This is a genomic window from Mucilaginibacter gilvus (genome assembly GCF_004054195.1).
In the GTDB taxonomy this organism is placed as follows: Bacteria; Bacteroidota; Bacteroidia; order Sphingobacteriales; family Sphingobacteriaceae; genus Mucilaginibacter; species Mucilaginibacter gilvus.
In genome coordinates this window covers 427,967-451,272 of record NZ_SBIW01000001.1, presented here as the reverse complement: position 1 = coordinate 451,272, position 23,306 = coordinate 427,967, and the positions used below count along the sequence as shown (strand labels likewise).

The following is a 23,306-nucleotide window of genomic DNA, read 5'->3' as shown; positions in this document are numbered from 1 at the left end:
TGTTACCTCTTTTTATCGGAATGGTACAAAACGTAGTTATCGCTTAATTCTGTAAAGGTGAACCCCTTGTACCCGGGGAAACATTTAAGGATAACTGAAGCCCGGATGCCTACATAATAGGAGGGCAAAAGGATATTGATTGGCCCCATATAATCTTTATGGAGGTATTCATCAAAATTGATAGAGAGGTCCTGGCTTAGCGGTGGCAGCAGTATCACGCGGTTTTGCAGGTGCTTTAGTTCGGGGTAATCTTTGGTAAGCACAAATACGCTGCCTTTTGCCTGTTTATCCAGGGCCAGTATTTGGGAAAGCGATGCGCTGTCTATAACTCGGTTTGTTTCACTTGGGTCGGCTTTAGATATTGTTTTTTCCTTGCAGCCTGTAAATATCAATACGCCAACTAAGGTGGCTATCATTCCAAAAGTTAAGGGAGTTCTCTTCAGCATATTTAGTTTATCTCTCTTGCCCGTGCTTTTATAGCGGGGTTTCCCTGGTAAATAAAGTAGGGGTCTAAATTTTTTGTAGCCACCGAACCGGTAGTAAGCACCGCGTGCGAGCCCATGATAATACCCTGGTTAACAATAGCTGCACAGCCTATCCAGGCGCCATCTTCTAATGTAATACTCCCGGTTATCAGATCAAACGTTTTCTTTTTATAATTATGGCTGCCGGTTTGCAAAATAGCGCCTTGCGAGAGGCAAACATGGCTGCCAATGGTTACCATCACCAGGTTATCTATCCAAACTTGTTCGCCTATCCAGGTGTGGTTGCCGATTGATAACAGCCAGGGCGATTTTATATTTACGGCAGGTTTTATTACTACCCCGATGCCGAGCTTTGCGCCAAACAGTTTCAGCAATAACGTTTTTAGGCCATTGATAGGGAATAAACGGCTCGTAAAAATTATAGCGTTCACATAATACCAAAGCAAGCGTTTAAACGCATTACCCCCCGGATGATAAGGATGGTTATTGTATACCGAAAGATCAGTTTGCTGCATCGGGGTTAGTAGCTTTGTTGTTGATCCATTTATATAAAGAAACAATAATGATGATATAAATGAGTACGTCAAAAATTATATGATGATCGATGATCCGGCTACGGCTTTTGTTCCAATACAGGGCCAGCAGCATCAGCCGCACAACATTAAGTATTTGGATGCCGAATAAACCACACACCAGGAATACCAGTTTGGGTTTTAATTTTTTTGGGTATGCTATTACAAAGGCCGCGAAAAAACTCATTACCCCAAACCCGAGGCATGTGTAAATAAGGTCGATAATACCATGGCCTACAACCAGTAATTGGTGATAACCCACAATGGATGTAAAGCCCAGCCAATTAAGCAGTGTGCTCGAAATGTGTAACAGTGCGTATCTAAGCCAATCGATATAATTAAAATGATGGTCTAAAAAAGCGTTGTAGTTGTTGCCGGGCAACGTAAGCCCAAAAAACAAAATATTAAAATAGTAGAACAACAAAAAAAGCCCGGTGAACTTTACACCGAACCATAACGCTATGTTATTTTTAATGCCTATCTGCATCCTGCTTTTGTTTGATGATCTCGTCTATTTTAATATCTACCACCAGCCTAAACCAAAAGCCCTGTAAAAAATGGAATATGATACCGGTGCGGCCATCTAATATACCCAGTTTAAATACCATGCGGTACGTAAAATATAACAACGGCCTTACATAGCGCGGCAATTGCCACCATAACTGTTTAAGCCGTGCGGTACGCTCATCCGGCGAGCCCCAAAAAGCGGGCTTTACGGTTTGGTTGCGGGTGCCCAATATTCTCTCGGTTTCTTCCAGTGCAAGCAGGTCGCTGTATTTATTATGCTTTTCTATCCAAAAACGGATATTGTTTTCTTTTAAGTTTTCTTCTAAAATGTGGCCCTTTTTCCAGATGATGGTATTCCCCGGAACAATTAAGCGATGGTCCATATTCTCGTTAAGGTCGGAATAACCGATGCCGTAACGGATCATTTTAAGCAGGTAGAACGGGTAATAGCCACCATACTTAAGCCATTTACCTTTAAAAAAGTTTTTACGGTTAAAGTATATACCGTTGATATTTGGATGATCCTGGTCCTTAAAGTTCAGCAATTGTATCTGCAGTTCCGGAGTAACTACCTGGTCGGCATCCAGGCAAATTACCCAGGGGGTTTTAACATCAAAGTTTTTGAGCGCAAAATCCCATTGCTTGGGATGATTTTCAAAGGCGTTCTGTAAAACAGATGCACCGGCTGCTTCCGCAATGGCAAGGGTGCTATCGGTACTGTAAGAATCTAAAACAAATATCGCGGCATTAAGCCCCGCTATAGATCGCAGCAGCCGGGGTAAATGAATTTCTTCATTAAAAGTTAATATGATAAACGAGTATTCGTTGTTCAATTTAAGCGTGCTTTGATGATCATCGACATCCAAAGATATGGTATACGCCCGCAACCCTCAAATTGCGTTACCGTAAATCCCTTGCCGTTAAGCAGCTGCCCCAACGTTTTTGCCGACCACATTTTGATATGCCCTCCCAGCCACAGGGGGCTCATGTGCTCGTCCCATTTGTTTGCCAGGCTAAGCAGGAGGTTTTTAACGTAGCCGTGGTAAGGGGTGGAGATAATAAGCTCGCCATTGGCAGTTAAGGCTCGCTTGCAAAAATCTATAAACTTTTCGGGGTCGTACAAATGTTCAATTACCTCGGTGGAGATAATGGTGTCAAACTTCAGCCCCTGTAGTTCCGGTGGGAGCTTATCAATACTTAGATCCTGTACAAAAAATCTTTCGGGGTTAGTCTTTCGGGCAATTGCGATTCCTTGTTCAGAAGCATCGGTACCATAAACATTATATCCTAACGATAGCAAATGATTTACCAGGTAGCCGTTGCCACAACCTAAATCTAAAATGCAGCGGTTTTTATCTTTATCCAACATTTTAAGCAAGGGGCGTTGGGTATAAATCAAATTATGCATTATGGCATCGTCCTGGTACTGATAATCCTGGTAATGGCTCATGCTTTAATTAGTTGCTGATAAAAGTTGATGTATTTTTGAGCTAAGGCCGTGCCGGTAAAATCGTTCCGCACAATTGCGGGGGCCGTTTGCCTTATGTTGGTTAGCGCTGCCAGGCCGCTTGCACCAATATTGTTTATGGTATCGCTTACAGATTGTGCGTTAGTTTGGCAGATCCAACCAAAATTATTCTCTCTAACATAACCGGCAAGGCCAACCGCTTCGCTTACTAAAACCGCGGTGCCCACACCCAGGCTTTCTATCACTACGTTGCCAAAATTCTCATCGTGCGAGGGGAGTACCAGCAGATGGTGTTGTTGTAATAGCTCAAACTTATCGGCACCATAAAAACCTGCCCATGTAATTTTATCTTCCACGCCCCGGGTTAAAGTCTTCAGGTAATTAATATATTCTTCCTCGCCATCGCCGGCAATGGTTAAATGGTAGGTTAGCGTAAGAAATTTAAGGGCTTTTAGCAGAATGTCGAGCCCTTTTTTCTCTTCTATGCGCGAAAAGAAAAGTAATTTTAAGACGCCGCCGCACGTGCTCTGATCTATAACACCTGGATTAGGTAGTTTCACAAAATTGGGCAGCGCGGTTATACTTAAGGGCTTTACCAGGTTAATAACGGCCTGGCTTTCATAATTTGACGTGGTGTGGATATGGCTTTTATTTAAAAGGCTTTCCCCCATTATTTTATGGATAAGCCTTTTGGCACCAATGTTTTTATTGTTGAACGAATAAGCGCTTAACATGCCCCGGGGCGATACAACAACCGGTACTTTGCGTGCCAATGCTATTGCGCAGGATAGCATCGATACCAAATTCCACCAGGCATGGATATGTATGGCATCAAATTCTGTTGCTTTTTTCCACAAAGCCTTCAACAAACCCGGCGAAAAATGGGTGTGGTCTTTTGTTATCCGTGTGAAATAAATTACCGGCACACCATCTACATTTAGCTGTACCGCCGTATCAACAGCCAGTTCCTGCGCGCCGTTGGCAGTGGTGGTAAATACCTGTACAGAAACACCTGCTTTGGATAGCTCCTCGCACAACGTAGCTACCGACATAGTTGGCCCGCCATAAATAACGGCCGGTTTATAGGCGGCGGTGATATGTAGTATCTTCAAGTCTTTTTAAGGATATTTCTTTTTCGTAAAATATGAAATACGCCCAGCATACTTATATAGCTCCAAAATACAGAGTTGATGATAAATTCAAAGCTCAGTCCGCGCCAAAAGATCTGGAACAAGCCACTAAATATAAGCGCGGTACCCAAAATATATCCCCCAAACAGTGCTTCGGCTTTATTGGATATTAGCTGGGCAATTACCCCATACAGGAACATTGAGAGAAAAACACCAAATGTACCCGCCGATAAGTAACCATCTACAATGTAAGCTGGCTTTGCCGATACGTTTGACCCCCTGTTTACTACGCCTGCTTTGTATACTCGGGCCATTACTAACTCCTCGGTAATAGGTTTTTCGGGCCAAAATATGCGCGGCACAATGGCAATAGCCGATTGTTTTAAAAGCTCGGTACCATAATAATCAACCGATGAGGGAGTGGTTTTTACAAAGGTGGTGAACATATCAATCTCGCTTAACCGCAATACCAGGAACGCCCAGGTGGTGGTGTTTTCGTCATTTAAAGCAGCATCAAGTGATTGCTGGGCTGCATCGTCGGCGGCTACATCGCCTGTCCAGGCGGTAGAGCGATAGTTGTTAACGTAGGCTGGCAATACAATAAACAACCCGAATAATATGGGGACGAATGTAACCAGCACCAGTTTTTTATAGTTAGGGTATAAAAATATACCCAGCACCAGCACGCTGATGATGATGGGCTCTTTAAAGCCAGACGTTAAGGCGATATAAAAGTTAATTACATATAACCCACTGCATATTAAAGTATTAACAGGTTTTTTTAATGGGATAGCAAAGGCAAGCGCCAGTGTGCCTGCTATAAAGCTTAAGGCACTCAACTGGATAGAAAATTGCGACAGCCCAGGCAACCTGATCAATATATTAGATAGAGGGAAACTGATTATCGCTATTTTCATTAACAGCGAAGCAAGGTTGCTTTTTTCGATATAATACTTGTGCTTTGTTGGGTACTTCATAAACATAAGTACCCCTGTAATAAAGGCAGCATGGCCGAGGCAGTAAAGTCGCTGGCATTGAGCAGTAAGTTCCAATTTCTCCTGGTCTACCAAAAAAGTACTTATTGGTGCATTAAATTCGTCATAGCCCAATACGCTAAAGAAGTAAAATATTGATGTGCAACAGGTGTAGCCCGCAAAAATGATGTGCATGATAAACATGGGGCGCATAAGCTGTTCACCTAAAGGCCTGTCTTTTGGCATAGCCCTTACCCAACCCGTAAGAGTTAAAAAGAGAATAACGAATGAACCAATCCATGCGATCATGTAGGAGAGGTACGCATCGCCTTTAAACAGGAATGCAATTAACCAGGGCATAAAAAGTACAATATATCTCTCTAAGCCTTTACCACCCATTTTGCTTTTTGTTACTCACCCTAAATTACAGGCTGCAATAGTAATCATTTCAGTTTGTTACCGTGGTTTCTATAGCCTGGGCTATTTTTGTAAAATTCCAACCGGCTATTATTTCCCCCGATGCTTCCCCTAACAGCCGGAGTTTTTCTTTTGATGTGCAGAGGGCTGCTAAATTCAGGCGTAAGCTTTCGGTATTTTCAGCTGTAAAAACATTGCCGTTATGGCCCGGGGTAATCAAGTCTGCCGCACAACCTGTTTTGTTGGATACCAGTACCGCTTTATTGCAGGCCATTGCCTCATTGACGGCCAGCCCCCATGTTTCGTTAGGGCCACGGGATGGCAGGCATAAAAGATTGCAGGCCTGGTAAACAACCGGCATTACCGACTGGTTTTGAAAATCCATAAAATGGACATTGGTATGGCCGTTTGCCTTTTGCTTTAACCGCTCCTCTAAAACACCATTGCCAACCATAAGTAAATGGAGGTTGCTTTGCGCGAGGCTTAGAAAAGAATCGATTAATATAAGTGGGTCCTTTTTGTCTTCAAATTTGCCGGCAAATAAAATAAGGATGTCCTCATCCTTAATGGCTAAACTGGTTCTCAGTTCGCGCGCCTCGTTTTGGCGGTCAGCTGCGAAACGGGCGTTATCTACCGCGTGTGGTGCAAAAACCAGTTGCGTTTTTTTTAACCCGTATTTTTCAAAATAAGCCTTGGTTGCCTTTCCGGGATATAATGCATAGTCTACATGGCGGTAAACCCATCGCAGGTACAAAAACCGCAGCAGGTTTTTTAGTCCCCATTGCTCATCCAGCAATGTAGAATCGCCGCGGAACAGTACCGTAATTTTGTTTTTAAAGTATTTTAAAACCCCGAGGTGGCTTTTATATGCCCAACCAATAACCATCACCGCATCGGCTTGCCAACCAGTAATAGCAGGGATAAGCCCGGGATTGATGATGCCTTTTGAGTGGTGCGAACCAGGGTCTTGAGCGGTGTTCTCAATAAATTCGTAAGCGTAGCCATCAAGCAAGGGGATGTCCCAGCTTATATCGCGCCCAAAACCGGGGTCATTTTTTTTTAACGTGGATTGGCTCCAGGTGTAAAATACTTTAATATCAATATTGCCCCGTTGCGCCAGTAATTGAAAAACCGGCGCGTAGTATTGAATGGGATGCGTTGTTACAATGGCTAATTTGCGCATAGGGTTCTGGCGCTGCCAGTTAAATTGAGTTTATAGCCGGTCATTGTTTATAGCGAGGTTAAAAAGTTCGCATTGCAACTGTGTTTTGGTTTGCGCGAGATGCTTTTGTACCGCTTCTTCAGATAAACTGATCTGTAAATGTGGCTTACCACCCAGCGCGTATAAAAAATCGAGTACATGTTGCCGGCTTATATTGTTATAATCATATACCGTGCTGATGCCAAAATCTTTAAGTATAGCTATTGCCGAACTCTGCGGATTAAACACCGCCAGCAGCGCTTTTCGTGTCAGGAGATAGGGGTATATTTTTGAAGCGGTATATTTCGCGTCGTCAGATCCGGGGATGAACAAAGCGTCTGCCTGCATTAATGTAGCCAGGGAATGGTAGTAGCTTATCCTGTCGGTTATTTCAATTACCTGGCCGGTTAGTCCTAAACTTTCTGCAAGGGGTAAAATACTGGGCTTACCCTGGCCCGCAGGTGCATAACTTGTGCCGACAAAGTAAAACTTTACCCGCGAAAAGAACGCCGGATCGGCTTTTAAGCAGTGGGCTAATGCATCAAATACGGGCGTTATAGCCTTATGCATATCGGTACCGCCACGGCCTACATAAACAACGTTGATATCATCAAGGTTCAGCAGCGGTTTAAACTCAGCCCGGTGTTTAACGGCGATATCCAGATCAGGCGGAAACATGCCGAACGTGATAGTTGCGGCCGGAATATCTTTTATTTGCGGGTAGCGTTTTTTTAAGTCGGTAATGTACTGTTCAGAAACAGCGATAATTCCGTCGGCATTTTTAATGGCAGCGGGCTCCATATATTTGTTTAACCGGTACGAGAACCAATATTTTGACGGCTGCTGGTCTTTGGGTTTATCCTGGTAATAATCAGAATGCCAGGGGTCCTGCATATCAATTACATAGGGCACCTTGAATTTCTTTTTCCAGTAAGCGCCCAATACACAAACCGGGAACTGCGTGGTAGAAAAATAAATAAGGTCGAAATGGTGGTTGCTTAGAAGCTTGTTAACATACTTGCGGTAATAACATAACGAGCGGAGGGCAATACTGCCAAGGCCAAGTTTGGAGGAACGGAGTTTATCAAAAGCCTTCACTTTGTGAACTTTGATCCCCGACGGAACGCTCTGCAATAACAGCTCGTCCTGCACCATATCGGTATACAAAACATCAACGGTAACCACCTCTGCTATCCATCCGTATTGTTCAAAAAAGGGCAAACTTGTGCGTACCCGGTGCATATCTGCTGCGTTTACCGGCGGGAAATAGGGCGATATGATCAGTACTTTCTTCACGCTTGCAAGGTGCTGGATATAATGCCACCAAATTTACTGCTTTCTGTTTCCCAGTTAAGTTCTGTTTGCCCCAACTGGTAATTGCCGAGGCGGGTTTGACGCAGCGCCTCCGGGTTTTGCAGGTAATGGTTTAAGCAGCCGGCAAGGCTTTTGGTGTTGTTTTTTTGGTAGCGTTTACCAGCCGCAGGGTATTCCGACAAAAAGAGGCTTTGTGCCTGTGTGTCGCTCGCGATGATGGCCAGCCCGCTTTGCAGGTAGGTAAAGATCTTGTTGGTTAAACAAATATCCCTGTTGAGGGTGCTGCCTGTCTCGGTAGCCATGCCAATATCAAATTGAGCGGCAAAGGCCATTATTTCATCAGGCGGGATGGGCCGGTTAAAAATTATCCGATCTGGCTGCACGCCACTTTTCGCAGCTATATCCAGCAAGGTGGCTTTATATTGGGATGTGCAGCTGCCCAATAGATGTAGTTCTGTTTCCGGCGCCTGGGCCATAGCCGCTACAATGTTTTCTAATCCCCTGTCGGCCCCAATGGTTTGCGAGAACCAGAAGAGCTTTACCGTGCCGGCTGTCCCCTGGTCTTTATTGAAAGGCGATTTGATCTTCGGGAATACATTATTGATCACCAGCGGTTGAAGGGCGGGATATGCCTGCCGGTAATTAGCCGCTATTAGCGGACTGGCGGCTGTAAAATAACCTGTATGGCTAAAGTATTTTACTTCAATGTATTTATTCAGCAGATACATCGTCGAAACATCGTTGAACTGGGCAGAGTGCATGTCTTCCGCATCATAACCTACTTTACAACCCATATACTTAGCCGCCAATACAGCGGCGGGCAGGGCACCCAGATTATGCGCGATGTAGAGGTCGGTTTTAATTTTTTTTGCTGCTTTTAGTGTTTCGCTATGTGTTCTGCTGATAGCGTTTTCGGGGATGCCCCAACCTTTAAAATAACTGAAAAGGATTTGGCAAAGCTTTTGGCGAAACCTTGTTTTATAGTAGGTGAATTTGGAACTAACGGGGGCTCCACCGAGGCAGATGTACATACCCGGGTTTTGGCTGATAATGCTTTCATCTAATTGCTGTGCCCAGGGCTGGTAAAAACAATAGATCACCTTTACGCTGTAACCAAGGGCGCTTAAAAAATCCGCCTCTTTTACCAGGCGGGGATTGGTGGAGGGCTGGCCGGTAGTAATGAGCGTGATATTCTTCATTTAGCTATCAGGCGCTTATAAAGTTCTTCGTATTGGTTGCCGATGGTGCCCGAGCTGAATTTTTCTTCGGCTATGCGGCGGCAATCAGCCCGGTTAATTTTGCGGATGTCTCTAGCAAAAGCGGCCATTTCTTCCGGTGAATCGCATACGTATCCATTTACACTGTGCTGCACAACTTCCGGTACCGAGCCTCGTTTAAAACCGATTACGGGCGTACCGCAGGCCAAGGCTTCGGCCATTACAATACCAAAAGGTTCATCCCAGGTTACGGGCATTAAAAAAGCCGCGGCGGTTCCCAGCAGCTCGTTTTTTTGGCTGTTGTTCACCGGGCCAATATAGCTTACTTGTTTACCATCAATAAATGGCTTAACCTTTTCTTCAAAGTACGCTTGGTGTGTTTTTTCATCGGGCACATTGCCGGCTATAACCAGTTTGCGGCCGGCAGCGAGGGCGGCATGTATGGCTATATCCGTTCCTTTTTCTTTTTGGATCCTCCCCAGGAAAACAAGCGGAGCATCCTCCGCAACGGCGGGCGTAAATGTATATTCGCTGGTGTCTACCCCGTTGTAAATGGTAGTTACCGGCGCGTAGGGCGCTATTTGCCCCGAGATATAATTGCTGCATCCCGTAAAATGGATAGACCCCTTACGGGCAAGGCCTGCCATCTTTTTTACCTGCGAAAGGGTAGGTGGTAACTGATAGGAAACAACTTTAGGCAGTTTGCTCAGCATCAGCAAAACAATATTGCTCATGCGGCCAAAAGTGTGTACCACATCAAATTTTTGGAAAGCTATTTTTGACGTGAGAGCATTAATTCGGATTATATCCAGCATGCTATATGGATCGTATTCGCGATACCCAACAAGCTCGCAGCCGGGCTTGGAGTGTTCATTTGCGTAGAGGGTAACCTCATGCCCTTTGGCAATCAATTCCTGTATCAGCATATAAACAATCCGCTCAATTCCGCCATATTTATCGGGCGGGACAGGGATTAGCGGATTTACGATAATGGCTATTTTCAATGCGCGTTATTCGGGCTGGCTCCGGGTTTATCCAAAAATGGTTTTCTTAATCAACACCAGCGAACGCGGAATATTGTGTTCATTTAAGGATTTCTGTTGCCCGTTATGCCTTAATCCTGTTCGTTTTTCTTTGTTTTTTATCAGCTCGTTCGCCTTGTATACCAACTCATCCGCGTTTTTGTAACACCATATCTCTTTGTCGAGGTCGTACAGATGAGGCAGGCCTTCGGTATATTCTGTTAAATAACATGCGCCCAGCATAGGGGCTTCAATATCCCGTAAGCGGGAGTAAGTAAGCGGGTTGCTGTTGAGCCTTTTATAGGTTGGTACCCGGTTAATACCCAGCGTTACCGTGCTGTTTTGGGTTATGTTGGTGTACTCGTCAAAAGCCGGGCTTTCAAAAAGATGATTCGTCGGTATGTCTGCAACAGGTATTGTTTGCAGCCTGTTGCTATGCCTGATGGCCCAGCCCTTTAGGCCGTGCTGTTGTACAAAGCGGTATTGGTTGAGAAGGGTTTGCGATAACGAACCTCGTACCTGTATTGTAGATGTGGCGGTTTTGCCCTTTTCTACCCATCCGCTACCGCCGATACGCACATCCAGGCCCTTTTGTACGGCTTCGCTTAATAACTGTTCCCTTAAAATATCTTTCGATCCGACGAAAGTGGCGCCGGGTAGTTCCTTTGCGAGCAGTGCATCGCGAAACTTTGGCTCAACCCAAATAGGCATCGGCAGGTTGATGTGTTTTATCCCGGCCATTTTGTACATGGGTAAGGCCTCGTATTCGGGAACCCACATCAAATCGAAAATTTTGAACTCGGGCGGGATACTTCGAAATTCCCGTACGTTATCGCAATAAAAGTTAACGCATGGGACGCCCAATTTTTGGATCTGCCTTATTGCGTTCTCCTCAATTTGTTTTGGATAAAGGTAGCACAGGAACAGATCTATCTTCCCCAGGTTATTTTGGATGTAGTTGATAGTAGCTTGCCAGGTTTTATCTTTCCAGCGCTGTAATTCGGCAGAACTTTCGGCATACACCAGCCCTTCCGCCCAATCAGCGCCCGGTACTTCCAGGTATTGCATTCCTGCTTCGTCAATCCCGTTTTTGATATAAAACTCCCAAAAGCGGTAGCCGGGTACCGGGTGAGGCTGTTCTATTCTATCTTGCAGGAAAGAGAGCAGTATTCTCATTTACGGCGTTTAAACAATACGTCTATTTGGTTTAGTTCGGTACCTATAGGTGTGTTGGTGCCAAAGGCAAACAGGTGGATGTTGAAACCGGCAAGATAATTTGCTATTTCGAGAAAGCCGGGCTGTCCGTAATAATACTCTTTAAAAGAAACCTCGCAAATGATATAGGTTACCGAGTCAAGGTAGCTGTCCAATCCTCTTAGGGCTTCCAGCTCAAAGCCCTGTATATCCAGTTTAATAATATCGGGTACGGGAATGGTTTTATCCTTTATAAGGCCGGCGAGGCGTTTGATCTCAACCGGCAGCTCTTTTTCCTTTTTGATTTTGAAGTGCTCAAATTCCAGCGGGGTGGCTACCAGCAAGCTCGACGAATCTGAATAGCTGGAGATATTGATAACACCGGTGGTATCTTCATTGCCCAAACAAAACTCGTGCAGGTGAATGTCGCTTAAATTTTTACAGCTGTTGTTAAACTGGCTGTTATGGTCGGGCAGTGGTTCAAAGGCATCTACCCGCGCGTTCGGGAAAATGGCTTTGGCAAGCAATGTCCAGGTGCCCACATTGCTGCCGATATCATAGATATTGGGTGATGCGGTAAGTCCGGCATCATCGCGAATGATCTCCAATAATTCTAAGGAATCGATATGGCCCAAACCAAGCTGCGCGGCAGAAGTGTGCTGCAATTTTTTAAACCTGCGCTTTCTCTTTATGGCAAGTGCGGCCCGTTCTATGAGCTTTAATGGCTGGTATAAAAGAGAATAATTCATGTTTGTTTTTTTAAAGAAGGTATCAGCCTTTGCGGAACAACAGCTTAATTAATTTTGTGAGTTTCCAGCCGATGATCTTATGGAAAAGCAGGGTGACCCCACCTGCATAACAGGGCAAAGTTGAACCGCCAAGCTCTTTTATTTTTGTTTCTGCAATTGCTGATAGATCGGGGTGATAGGGGTAAAAGGTAAATATATAACTTTGATAGCAATTGGCACATACCAGCCGGGTACGAGCGCTGTTTTCGTACTTCAGGATGTAAGACATACCGTCATCTATCGAATGAAATGCCGATTCGGCACCTTTCCTTGATTTTAAAGACGACAAGGAGCTTGGCAGCCCGCTGCGGTAATATAGTATTGCGTTGTCTGTAAACCTTATCTCGCTGGCGTGCAGCAATACGCGTATGAAAAATTCCAAGTCGTTTATCAGGCTCAGCCGCTCATCCCAAACGCCGCAGCGCTCCAGAATTGGCCGCGGGATAAGCCATCTTGCGCATTGCATCATGGCGCTGCTGGTTTGCAGGGAGGTAACCAGCCATTCTATTGGTTTTGTATCACCTTTAACGCTGTCTGTGTACAAAGTAAAAGTAGCCAGGTCGTTATTATAAAAGCGGCCCCAATCGGCAGAGGCAATTACGTCTTCGCGGTCGCCTAATCGCGTAACCTGTTCTTCTATAAACTGGTCCGAAATAAGATCATCGGCATCCATAAATTTAATAAGCCGCCCGGTTGAGTGCGAGTAAGCCAGGTTGGCCGCGGCGCATTGCCCCTTATTGGTGGTATGGAAAACCTTTAAGGCCGGATGCTTCATATTACTCAGGATTTCGCCCGTGCCATCGGTTGAGCCATCGTTTACTACAACAACTTCGATATGCTTATAAGATTGCCGGAAGATAGATGCCAGGGCTTCTTCGATGTACTGCGCTGCATTGTAAGCAGGCATGCAGATAGAAACTAAGGGCATGTTTACAGTACCTGCTTCCATTCCTTGGTTAAGTAAAACTCGCGGGCCTTAAAAATATAGTGCCTTACCACATCATCGGGAGATATGGTGTTGTGTTTGTTGTTATATAAAATATTATAAAGCTGGTTTAAAGGCGCGGCATTTAACCGCGATACAATAATGGCATTGATGGTTTGCTCCAGCAGTGGGGGATGGATGACGGGGACTCTCTCTAAAAAATACGTACATACTGTTTCCACAAAATCCCAGTCGATAGCGGCGGAATTATAAGCCAAAATGCCGCTGTTTATTTTGCGTTCCATTTGCAGGCCGAATTGTTCTTCTATCTGTTTTTCGGGCAATACATAATAGGAGGCCTCTATTTTATCCTGCATAAAATAGCAGTTTCCGGTGTTATAAGCCTCTACCAGTTCGGCAGGGTAATTAAAAAACAACATATCGCTATCCAACTGTACCAGGTATCGGTTGTTTAAGCGCATATCTACCAGTTTCCTGAAGAACGGACTGCTCTCCCGCAAGTGCCTGAGCGAGGGATATTTTTGAAGAGGCAATTTATCATCCAATTCGTTCAGCATCGCATCGGGCGAAATGATGGCAACACCTTTTAAAATGCTGTTGAAAAGATTGATCTGCTCTGGCGAGAGGCTGCCGTCCGAGTAAATGTTTATCCTTACCCTGCCCTGCATAACCTTTGCCAACGAATAGGCGCAGAAAATGGTTTGATACCAGTATTTTTCGCCGGTGAGGTAGCTGCACTCCAGCTGGTGATCGTTGCTTAGTGTTATCGGCGCGAGGTCTAAGGCGGCCTTTTTCATTTGCTTTTCGCCTTGCACCAGGCTTATCCAACCCATCAAACCAAAGTGCTTTAAATGATACCTGATGGGTAACGTTGGTCTGAAAAAGTATTTATAAATAAGCTTGCCTACCATTTAACAAATTCCTGCCAGGCGGTTTTAAAGTAATGCTGTTTGGAAAGATCCACGTAGTGATGCAAGATGCCTTTTTTATCTTTGATGGTCTCCGCGCCTGGATTTACGATATACGTTTTGCCCGGTAATACCGTGGCATCAGCATCGCCGATAAGCATGGCTGTTAAGGCTTGCTCCAGGTAATAAGATGCGCCTTCCTGTTCTTCCAGTACTTTTATCCATTCTTCCAGTTTGGCCCAGTGGATATTTTGGCTTTTAAGTCCTATAGCGCCCACGTTTATCAGTGGGGTAACCGGGCAGCCACAAAGCCGCTCCATCAACTGTTTGGAATAGCCGTAAGCTTCCACACAATCTATCATGTGCAGTGGTTGCGTTGGCGCGTTCAGCCAGTTTATCAGTTCAAGGGGTTCGTTCCAAAACAGCATGTCAGAATCCAGCACAACTTTCCAGTTATTGTCCGGCAGGGTGTGGACGTCTGTAAGTTTTTTAAGGTGCGGGTAAACCTCCCGTTTTTGATGGATATACGGATAAGCATCCGCAGGCAGTACTTTGGCCAGGTTGGAAGCAATAACATCCGCAGAAATGATCGTCGCGCCAGGCAGCTGCGTGGTTATCCGGTAGATGAGTTCGTTATCAAAGGTGCCATCATCAACCAGTATAAATTGAAATTTGGCGGCGGAAACCTTTGCCAGCGACTGGATGCAATACAGTGTTTGGTACAGATAGTGTTTTCCGGTTAAAAAATATACCGGTAAACCACCGGTTGTGGAAGCCACAGGTGGCAGATCAACAGAGCGCTTCTCCATCATAGCTCTTCCGCTCAGCATTTGGCGATAGGCCCTGTACCCGCCAAATCTTTTATATTTTTTGAGATCGGATAGTGGGTAACGGTACAAAACATTAACAACCGCCTGAAAGGAGCGGATCAAAAGGGATGTTATTGATGTTTTGTTATGCATTAATTAAATGGAAAAAAGCATCGCGCCAAAAAAGGTGCCGCACATTGGTGGTGTAGTGCCGGGCCACAACGTTATCTGCAGGCATGGCGGTTAACGACTGGTTATCGCCGTTAAAGTTTTTAACGACATCTAAGTCCCACAGTATCCCCAACGATTGACTGGCCATGTGGGCGAACACGGTTTGCTCGGTAAAAAAATAAACGTACGAACGGAGTTCCGCCAAAAGGGGCTCTATTGCGAAACGCTCGTAAAGGTTTTCGCCATAAACATACATGAGGCCTGAATTGAACATGTACAGTTGGTAAAGATCGTTATCGTAATGTTTTAAAATACGGTCGTCGTAAGTAGCAGAGTAATCCTCGCTGCCACCGCACGCGAAACCGCTGTTATTAGCGGCAGGGATAAGCGCGCTGAAATCGGAAAAGAACAAGATATCGCTATCCAGCCAAACAACCGGTGAAAGCTCGGCATAATGCAGTATGGCGGCCATTTTTTTACCCAGCACATGCTCTCCTGCATATTTTACCAGGTTATGCCTCTTTTTCTCGAGGTGGTAGCTGGCCGTTAGTTCCCAATCGTAAACGGTTAGTTCCCCGGGCCAAAAGGCTAATTTTTGCTTTACTGTTTCGGTGCTGATGGTGCCATCGGTAATTACTATCAGCCGGGGCAAAGCAACCCAGTTACGCGCGATAGAAAGAATAGATAACCGCGTCATGCTGATCAATCGTTTACCCGTCATGGTGATGATGGTAACATCGGCCTGTGGTTTCGACGCCGCTTTTTTTATGCTTTTAAAGCCTAACAGCGTCTTGTAAACCTGGGGCAACCTGTAAGCAAGCGAGTTCTTAAGTTTACTTATCATTTACGGTTACCTTCCGCCCGTCCCTGGAATATGCCGCAGGCTGCTTTCCATCTTAAATAATTGCCTTCGCCCTGCCAAGCCTTGTTGCTTATGTAGCTTTTTATTTTTCTGAATAGCAGTGTGTTTTTATGAATGCTTGCCCAGGGACTGATCTTGTGTTTAGCTAACAAGATGGCCCAGGAGCGGTTGATGCCGAAAACCAGTTTTGCCATATAAGCGATGGTTATGCGTTCGGCGGGGATGATGTGCTCTAATGTAAGTTCGGGGAAATAGCCAACCGCCCAACCCGATTTTAGTATCGCTAAATTTATTTCATTGTCGCCACCGGAGGAAAGCGAGGTGGCTGTTCTGTCGGTAATTACGTTGGTAGCTGCATGATGTGCCGAGATGTAAGTCCGCAAGGCATTCTCACGGATGGCCATGCCCGCGCCAATTGGAGCGGCGGCAGGGTAATTATTGCGCCAAGTATCAATGATCCGGTTATCGCCCAGATCCCTTAAAGCAAGAGAATCGTAAAATGGGCTTAACCATTCCGGCGGAGGTGATTCAAATTGAGGGACAGACTTGCCCCCGATACTCCCTAAACCGGAGTTGGCCTGAAAGATGCCGCGGACGTTTTGCAGGTAATTTTTATCCAGTACGTTATCATCATCGGCCAATATGATGATCTCGCCGCGGGCCACGCTAAACCCTTTGATACGTGCGTAGGTGAGCCCCTGCTTATTTTCGGTAATAATTGTTGCTGCCGGGTGCCAGCTCAAATCGAGCCCTTTTGCGAAATGGTTTGATGAGTTGTTATCGATGATGATCAGCTCCCATAAGTTAAGCGGAAAGGTCTGGTTCTTTAAAGCCGATAATGTTTGACAAAGCCTTGCCACATTGGGATTATAAGTGGGGATGATTACAGAAATGCTTACCAATTAATTATTGCTGATTTGTTGGTAATAGTTTAGCGAACTCGCGGCTAATTGCGCTACCGTGAATTTTTCCTGTACTGTTTTAAGCGCGTTGCTGCCCAACTCATCTCTTAGGCTGGTGTTTTCTATCAACAATATGAGTTTTTCGGCCAGGCTTTGTGCATCGCCGGGTAGGGCAAATAAGCCGTTGTAATTATCGGTGATAATTTCCGGCATGCCGCCCGCGTCGCACCCAATTACCGGTTTGCCGTAGCTCATGGCCTCTATAAATATCAACCCAAAAGATTCGTACCGCGATGGTGCCACAAAAATATCAGCGTTGTAGTATGCCTGCTGTAAAGCGTCGTTATCCACCTTTCCGCTGAAGGTAACCTTTTGCAAAATGCCGGTATCTGTATCCGCAATAAACCGGTTTTGGTATTCGTTGCCGGTATCGGCACCAATGATGTTAAATTGGATATCAGGGTTCGTTTTTAGTACTAACGGTATGGCGGCCAGCAAAACGTCTATGCCCTTGCGGTATTCCAGGCGGCCAACAAACAGTATCTGTACAGGGCCGGGCTTTACCGTTTTAACCGGGATATCCGTTGGCAAATTTACACCATGCGGAATAATTTGGAACCGTGAATGGTTGATACCAAATAACTGCTCCAGTTCCAGCGCGTGGTTTTGGGCGTGTGTAACAAGGTGCCTGCTTTTTTTGATGAATATGAGTTCCATCCGTGCGATCAGGTCCATTCCTCTCGATTTAAAGGGGTAATGGTCGTTCATGATCTGCGTAAAAGTGGTGCTCACTCTAACAGCAATGGGCACGCTGTTCCTTTTGTATAATTGAAAATAGCAAAGTGAAAAATAGCTGGATGTTTCTATAACGGTTATCCCATGCTTCCTGATCGCAGCGTTCAGCACCTTGGTGGTAAGCAGCATACAGGAAACCTTTAGGGCAAAATCTATAACCGCCCATTTGTTTTTTAAAACCCGTGTGAAGGCCGCCGGGAGCTTTGCTTTATGTGTGATAACGGTGATCAGCTCACCTATTTTATACTCATGATAATTGTCCTGCTCGTTTTTATATTGAGGCCTGATATGTAATACAACTACCTTATTCCCTAATTCAGCCATACCCTCAGCCAGCGACAGGCAATGATTTGCAATACCACTGTCTTTGATTTGCTCGTCGGGGAAATAAGGGGTTACCAAGCCTATCGTCATGCGTTGGGTCTGAATGTCCAGTAAGCCATTCTCAGCAGGTTGCGAACTTTAGTACCAGGTGGCAGGCCATTTTTATCAAAGGTGTAAAATAACATATTTTGCCAGGCAAACGGCAGACTTTGTTTTTGTTTTGCGAGTTGAAAACAGCAATAGATTGAATCGTTGAGGCATTTCAGGCTCTCATCACTGGTTGTATTAGCCGCGTTATGCGTTGCCAAAAGTCTGTAGTGGTAACTGTAAAATACCCAATCGTATCGCTGCGAGCTTAAACCGGCTTCGCCAAAATACGCGATGATGATATCGGCGTATTGAGTTTTGAATGCTTTATTGAGGAATGCTTTGAGTGTAAGATGATAATCCGCTGCTATTTTAAACCGTAGATCGTACCCGCCGGTATAATTAAACACGCGCTTTTTATAAAAGATGCCCTGGTGATGAATGCCCCTGAACAACACCTTTGAAAGGATATTGTCGTTGTAAACATTGCCAGATACGACACCTGTTACGTTACCGTGTACCAGGTCAGCATCGCTCTGGTTGGTTACCTGGTATACCTTGCTCAAAACCTGGTCCGACTCAAAGGTATCATCGCCACCCATAAAATAAAGCCAGTTGCCCTTTGCTATAGCAATGCCTTTATTCATGGCATCATATATACCCTTATCCGGTTCGGACAATACCGTGATTGGCAGCTCGGGGTGGGCAATTTTAAAAACATCTAATATTTTCAGCGTAGCATCTGTAGATGCGCCATCAATACAAATAAGCTCAAGATCTTTAAACTCCTGTGCCGCTATGCTATCCAGCGTTGCCGGTAAAGTTACTGCGCTATTATAAAGTGGGATGATGATGGAAAAAGGCGTCAATGTGTGTTTGCGGCCAGGAACGTGTTGGTTTGGTTTACCCAAATATCCATACCCAATGGGTTCCAATGGGCATCGCTTCGGTAAAATACATTGGCTTTACTGTTTTTAAAAGCGTTAAAAAGGGATACCTTCTTCAAGGTACATGTTTGCTCCACACGTTTCAGCAGGTGGTTATATGGCCCATGCTGTGCATCATATATGCTCACGGCGTTTGGTATCGCCGATAAAAAAACGTCTTTAAAACCAAGTGTTAAGTAGTATCGGCGGGCATTGTCAAGGTTTTGGCTTATCTGTTTAACATCAGTATCAGGTATCGGCCTAAAGGCAGATTGCGTATTGGCGGTATCAACAGTAATATTTAAAAACAACCGGCTGTTATCGCCGGCCATTGCAATCTCTTTTGGCAGCCGCTTAAATAACGCATAATTAAGTGATGCTTTTAGCTGCTTAAAAGGTGTTGTTATTTTATTATCAAACAGCACCAGTTCCAGGTTACGGTTAAGATCTTTATTAAAGATGATATTACTAAGCCTTGCCTGAATAGAGGTTGGTAGACCCTGCGTGCCTTGTACGTCACTTTTTTTGCGGACCGGCAAACCGGATTGGGCAACCTTTGCGGGGACTAAAGCTTCATCGGTTGTGCTGATATCGTAACCTACCAGGTTGCGCTCGGCAAACTCCATCAGCATATAGTTTTGTTTTGTGCTATCCAATGCAATAGGGCCAAAGGAGAACCGGCGATCGAGAAAAATTACGTTGTCAAAACCGTCGAATGCGCCGTATAGGGTTTTATCTGCTAAAAAGCTATCACCGATGATATACAGGATCCGGTTTGATGGCTTCCAGTCGACCTTGTGCTTGTATTCCTTAAAGGGTTCGAGTGGGAATTTATAGCCGGGCAGGTAACAAAGCCCGTAAAGATCGCCGTACCGCCACCTGTCCGATTCAAGGAATAAGGTTTTATAAAGGATGTTCCCCTTTTGTTCGGCTGGCTTGAGGTGGGCGAAGTATTTCTCCTGTTTTATTTTATTGATGAACGACTGGTTCATTGCCGTAATCATCACCAGAGTGCCAATAATAAGCGCCAATAAAGGAAGGAGTTTTTTACCCATTAAAATTGGAAATAGATAAATTGAGCCTCATCAAAAATGCCTAAAAAGTAGCAGGCTATTATTAACGAAACGGTAAGCGCTACCTTTTTGCGTGTTGAATAATCTTTCGCTGCAGGCAGGTAACGCTCTGCCAAGAGCAATAAAACCACTATTAAAAAGCCATAGGCTATCTCTGTAAGCGGCATAATTTGCACAGCCTGGTAACTAAAGCTACCACCGGTAAATATCCGGCCGATGATGTAAAACGCATCATTAATATTGTAAGCCCGGAAAAAGATCCAGGCCAGGCAAACGAGATGAAACGTGATAAGCCATTTTAAAAACTTCCAGCCGTTGATGTTCATGTTCGCTTTTTTCAACAGGTGGTAGCCAATAAGCAGGCAGCCATGTATCAAACCCCACACCAGGTATTTCCAGCTGGCACCGTGCCAAAGGCCGCTCACCGTAAACACAATAAGCAGGTTTATACACATTAAAGCAAAGCTTACCCTGCTACCACCCAAGGGGATATACAGGTAATCGCGAAACCAGGTGGAGAGCGAGATATGCCACCTTTTCCAAAAAATGGCGATGTTGTGGGCAAGATAGGGCCCGTTAAAATTCGTCATCAATTTTATTCCCAGCACCAGCGCGGCACCGATGGCGATATCAGAGTACCCGCTAAAATCGCAATAGATCTGGAACGCGAAAAAGTAGGTGGCGATGAGTAATTCCAGTGAAGAGTGCCCGTGCGGATGATCGAATACCGGGTTTACAAACAGCGCGAGCTTATCGGCTATCACCACTTTTTTAAACAGGCCGGTGGCTATTAAAAATAGCCCGCCTATAAACTGCGCCCGGTTAAAAACAACGGCTTTACGAAACTGCGGCAATATATGCTGAGGCCTTTCAATAGGGCCGGCAACCATTTGCGGGTAAAACATTACATATAGCGAGTAGATACCTAAATGCCGTTCGGCCTTTTGATTGCCGCGGTAAACCTCGATGGTATAACTCATAGCCTGGAAGGTGTGGAAAGACAGCCCGATAGGTAAAATGAAATTAACCAGCGGGATTTGTGGCCCATGCACACCGGCAGATAAAAAATTAAGGTTCTCTGCCAGGAAGTTAAAGTATTTGTAAAAAGCCAGCACGCCAACGTTGGCTACAATGCTTAAGCCCAGGTATAATTTCCGGGCCTTGCCGCTTGCGTTCTCAATAAGCAGTCCTGCAATATAATCTACAATAATAGTGAAGAAGATGATGAGGATGTACGCCGGCTTAAAATACATATAAAAATAACAGCTGGCTATCAGGAGCCATATCCACCGGTATTTATGCGGAAGTAAATAATAATTAGCGGTAACTATTATAAAGTAAATGAGAAAAAGGAGCGAGTTAAAGAGCAAAGGTTAGCGTTGTTGCCTGTGATTTGGTTGAGGCGCCATAAAAGTTTAAAGATGTAGCCACTTATAAATTTTTTGGCGGATGCGGTTTAAAAACACGATCCGCTTCCATTCGTAAACGGTTCCATGTGCATCGGCAGCCCATATTTTTTGATGATCTTCTTCCCATTTTGCCTTCATTTTTGGGTCGGAACTTTTAGCATCCTCATGAATGTTGGCAACGGATAAGGGTTCTTTTATCAGTTTGCGGCTATGCCCTTTCACCAGGCGCAGCCAAAGTTCATAATCGAGTGAGCAATGCAACTCTTCCCATACCGGTTCGTGTATGGCGGCGCTCCAAAAGGTAGATGGTTGTACCAATCCCGGTATCTTGATAAAAAAGTCTATAAATGGCAAGATTTTAGTCTCTTTAATTTCGCCCGTGCTTATCACATAGTCCAGGCCATAACCGTATATAAAATCCACGCCCGACGAACAAAAAGCGCCGGCAACGTTATGGAATACGTTTTCGAGGTAATAATCGTCGCTGTTTATCCAGCCATGGTATCTTCCAGAAGAAAGGCTGAAGCCTAAATTGATAGCGTTGCTTTGGCCCTTATCCTTTTCGCTTTGCCAGTAACTTATCCAGTGTGAGTACTTTTTAAGGATCCCGGTAGAATTGTCCGTACTGCCGCCGTCGATAATGATGTACTCCAGGTTAGGGTAATTTTGCAATAATACCGACCGGATAGTTTGTTCCAAAAACTCGCCCTGGTTAAAAGATGGTGTTACAATGGTGATCTTGGGCCAGCTTGTTTTCCCCTCATACAGGCCAGGGTTAGTTTGGGTGGTCCATGGCCAGCCGTGTTTGTTAGCAGGTGGTGGGGGTAGTTGAGCCATTAAACCCGCTGGTGGCACCGCAAATACCCGCAATGGCGTAATCGCACCTTTTGCTTTTAATTCATCACGATATAAGGAAAGATCGGGCAGGTTCAACGTAATATCAGTTTTGCTTTTTGCCTAATAACACACTCCTCAGCAGCCAATAAAACTTCTGTAGCTGGGGTACAGCGCGGCTTTTTTCAAAATCGGCCAAGTCGGTAATAAACACCTGTTTCTCTTGCTCTGTAAGGTATTTGGTGAATAATTTGTCGATGGGTTTATCCACGGCAATTTTATAACCGGCCCAATGGATCAAATATGGTTTCTTCTTTTCGTCGGTCCAGTACTTGTCGTAGCCATCTTCCTGATAATCTCCCGCCCAGCTCGATTCAAGGTTATGCGGCGGTAAGGTAACATTGGTAACCTTTACCCCTGAAAGGAAAACAAACAGGTTGATAGAGATTTGGTCGTGGCTGTCCAGGGCTTCTTTGTATAAGGGGTTTCGGATAAGCTCTGTAAGGGTGTTAATGTCATACAGTGCCCTATCGCAGGCAAACTGCCCCGAGTTAAAAATGCTTTTTTGCCAGGTTGTGCTGGCCTGTTTATATAATAGCAGTGTAGATGGCACGTAGGTGTGTTCCGGGTTGTGCCAGTGCCCGCAGGAGCTTACGAAGCCATCTATGTTGGCCAAAACTTCCTCCGGGTTGCGAAGGAAGATGACATCGGCATCCACAAAATGATAATTGTTTGTTAAAAAGCATTGGAACTTCCTTTTCATGGGATGCAGCGCAGATGTTTTGATCAGGTTTTCTACTTCATCCATTTGCCACCAGGTGCAATTATCGGGCAGGTCGAAAAGGTTATCGTCATAAGGAATTACCCACACGGGCAGCAAGCAGCCGGTTTCGCGTAACGAACTTACCATCGCCCTAAACCGCAACTCGCTCGCTCTGTTGGCAAACGAAATTATCCTTTCGAGTTTCAAG

Annotated in this window: 24 protein-coding genes; all 24 read right to left on the bottom strand. The window is 45.0% G+C overall.

What is annotated here, in order from left to right:
• Positions 1–2 precede the first annotated feature (2 nt).
• Positions 3–446 (bottom strand): hypothetical protein, encoded by a 444-nt coding sequence (locus EPL05_RS02105; RefSeq protein WP_128531855.1) that lies wholly within the window; start codon positions 444–446, stop codon positions 3–5.
• A gap of 2 nt (positions 447–448) precedes the next feature.
• Positions 449–1,000, bottom strand: coding sequence for a WcaF family extracellular polysaccharide biosynthesis acetyltransferase (locus tag EPL05_RS02100; protein ID WP_128531854.1), 552 nt, complete (start codon positions 998–1,000; stop codon positions 449–451).
• Complete coding sequence (gene xrtY, locus EPL05_RS02095) at positions 987–1,544, bottom strand: exosortase Y (protein ID WP_128531853.1); 558 nt, start codon at positions 1,542–1,544, stop codon at positions 987–989. The genes EPL05_RS02100 and xrtY overlap by 14 nt, the downstream gene beginning before the upstream one ends.
• Positions 1,528–2,397 (bottom strand): glycosyltransferase family 2 protein, encoded by an 870-nt coding sequence (locus EPL05_RS02090; protein ID WP_128531852.1) that lies wholly within the window; start codon positions 2,395–2,397, stop codon positions 1,528–1,530. Before EPL05_RS02090 ends, xrtY begins: the two co-directional genes overlap by 17 nt.
• Complete coding sequence (locus EPL05_RS02085; protein WP_128531851.1) at positions 2,394–3,014, bottom strand: class I SAM-dependent methyltransferase; 621 nt, start codon at positions 3,012–3,014, stop codon at positions 2,394–2,396. Before EPL05_RS02085 ends, EPL05_RS02090 begins: the two co-directional genes overlap by 4 nt.
• Entirely contained in the window at positions 3,011–4,144 is a 1,134-nt protein-coding gene (locus tag EPL05_RS02080) for an XrtY-associated glycosyltransferase XYAG1 (protein ID WP_128531850.1), read from the bottom strand. The genes EPL05_RS02085 and EPL05_RS02080 overlap by 4 nt, the downstream gene beginning before the upstream one ends.
• The gene (locus EPL05_RS02075; protein ID WP_243837195.1) at positions 4,141–5,535 is read right to left on the bottom strand and encodes an exosortase Y-associated Wzy-like protein; all 1,395 of its coding nucleotides are present in this window, start codon (positions 5,533–5,535) and stop codon (positions 4,141–4,143) included. The genes EPL05_RS02080 and EPL05_RS02075 overlap by 4 nt, the downstream gene beginning before the upstream one ends.
• A 49-nt stretch (positions 5,536–5,584) precedes the next feature.
• Positions 5,585–6,736 carry a glycosyltransferase family 4 protein gene (locus tag EPL05_RS02070; RefSeq protein WP_128531848.1) on the bottom strand — a complete coding sequence of 384 codons (1,152 nt, stop codon included), beginning with the start codon at positions 6,734–6,736 and terminating at the stop codon, positions 5,585–5,587.
• Between the two features lie 30 nt (positions 6,737–6,766).
• Positions 6,767–8,050, bottom strand: a complete 1,284-nt coding sequence (locus EPL05_RS02065) for a glycosyltransferase (protein ID WP_243837194.1) — start codon at positions 8,048–8,050, stop codon at positions 6,767–6,769.
• Complete coding sequence (locus tag EPL05_RS02060; RefSeq protein ID WP_128531847.1) at positions 8,047–9,267, bottom strand: glycosyltransferase family protein; 1,221 nt, start codon at positions 9,265–9,267, stop codon at positions 8,047–8,049. Before EPL05_RS02060 ends, EPL05_RS02065 begins: the two co-directional genes overlap by 4 nt.
• Entirely contained in the window at positions 9,264–10,289 is a 1,026-nt protein-coding gene (locus tag EPL05_RS02055; RefSeq protein WP_128531846.1) for a glycosyltransferase family 4 protein, read from the bottom strand. Before EPL05_RS02055 ends, EPL05_RS02060 begins: the two co-directional genes overlap by 4 nt.
• Before the next feature lie 27 nt (positions 10,290–10,316).
• Positions 10,317–11,483, bottom strand: coding sequence for a glycosyltransferase family protein (locus tag EPL05_RS02050; RefSeq protein WP_128531845.1), 1,167 nt, complete (start codon positions 11,481–11,483; stop codon positions 10,317–10,319).
• The gene (locus tag EPL05_RS02045; RefSeq protein ID WP_128531844.1) at positions 11,480–12,250 is read right to left on the bottom strand and encodes an FkbM family methyltransferase; all 771 of its coding nucleotides are present in this window, start codon (positions 12,248–12,250) and stop codon (positions 11,480–11,482) included. Before EPL05_RS02045 ends, EPL05_RS02050 begins: the two co-directional genes overlap by 4 nt.
• A 22-nt stretch (positions 12,251–12,272) precedes the next feature.
• Positions 12,273–13,238, bottom strand: coding sequence for a glycosyltransferase family 2 protein (locus EPL05_RS02040; protein ID WP_128531843.1), 966 nt, complete (start codon positions 13,236–13,238; stop codon positions 12,273–12,275).
• Positions 13,220–14,146, bottom strand: coding sequence for a hypothetical protein (locus EPL05_RS02035; protein WP_128531842.1), 927 nt, complete (start codon positions 14,144–14,146; stop codon positions 13,220–13,222). Before EPL05_RS02035 ends, EPL05_RS02040 begins: the two co-directional genes overlap by 19 nt.
• Positions 14,140–14,973 carry a glycosyl transferase gene (locus tag EPL05_RS02030; protein WP_128531841.1) on the bottom strand — a complete coding sequence of 278 codons (834 nt, stop codon included), beginning with the start codon at positions 14,971–14,973 and terminating at the stop codon, positions 14,140–14,142. The genes EPL05_RS02035 and EPL05_RS02030 overlap by 7 nt, the downstream gene beginning before the upstream one ends.
• A 124-nt stretch (positions 14,974–15,097) precedes the next feature.
• Entirely contained in the window at positions 15,098–15,967 is an 870-nt protein-coding gene (locus EPL05_RS02025) for a glycosyltransferase (RefSeq protein WP_128531840.1), read from the bottom strand.
• The gene (locus EPL05_RS02020) at positions 15,964–16,887 is read right to left on the bottom strand and encodes a glycosyltransferase (protein WP_128531839.1); all 924 of its coding nucleotides are present in this window, start codon (positions 16,885–16,887) and stop codon (positions 15,964–15,966) included. The genes EPL05_RS02025 and EPL05_RS02020 overlap by 4 nt, the downstream gene beginning before the upstream one ends.
• Complete coding sequence (locus tag EPL05_RS02015) at positions 16,888–18,096, bottom strand: glycosyltransferase family 4 protein (RefSeq protein WP_128531838.1); 1,209 nt, start codon at positions 18,094–18,096, stop codon at positions 16,888–16,890.
• Positions 18,093–18,962, bottom strand: coding sequence for a glycosyltransferase family 2 protein (locus EPL05_RS02010; protein ID WP_166727611.1), 870 nt, complete (start codon positions 18,960–18,962; stop codon positions 18,093–18,095). The genes EPL05_RS02015 and EPL05_RS02010 overlap by 4 nt, the downstream gene beginning before the upstream one ends.
• Positions 18,959–20,074: a hypothetical protein gene (locus EPL05_RS02005; RefSeq protein ID WP_128531836.1), complete on the bottom strand. Its 1,116-nt coding sequence runs from the start codon at positions 20,072–20,074 to the stop codon at positions 18,959–18,961. The genes EPL05_RS02010 and EPL05_RS02005 overlap by 4 nt, the downstream gene beginning before the upstream one ends.
• Positions 20,074–21,345: an MBOAT family O-acyltransferase gene (locus tag EPL05_RS02000; RefSeq protein ID WP_243837193.1), complete on the bottom strand. Its 1,272-nt coding sequence runs from the start codon at positions 21,343–21,345 to the stop codon at positions 20,074–20,076. Before EPL05_RS02000 ends, EPL05_RS02005 begins: the two co-directional genes overlap by 1 nt.
• A 162-nt stretch (positions 21,346–21,507) precedes the next feature.
• Positions 21,508–22,338 carry a glycosyltransferase family 2 protein gene (locus EPL05_RS01995; RefSeq protein ID WP_128532063.1) on the bottom strand — a complete coding sequence of 277 codons (831 nt, stop codon included), beginning with the start codon at positions 22,336–22,338 and terminating at the stop codon, positions 21,508–21,510.
• A 103-nt stretch (positions 22,339–22,441) separates the two neighbouring features.
• The gene (locus EPL05_RS01990) at positions 22,442–23,305 is read right to left on the bottom strand and encodes a hypothetical protein (RefSeq protein ID WP_128531834.1); all 864 of its coding nucleotides are present in this window, start codon (positions 23,303–23,305) and stop codon (positions 22,442–22,444) included.
• Between the last annotated feature and the right edge of the window lies 1 nt (position 23,306).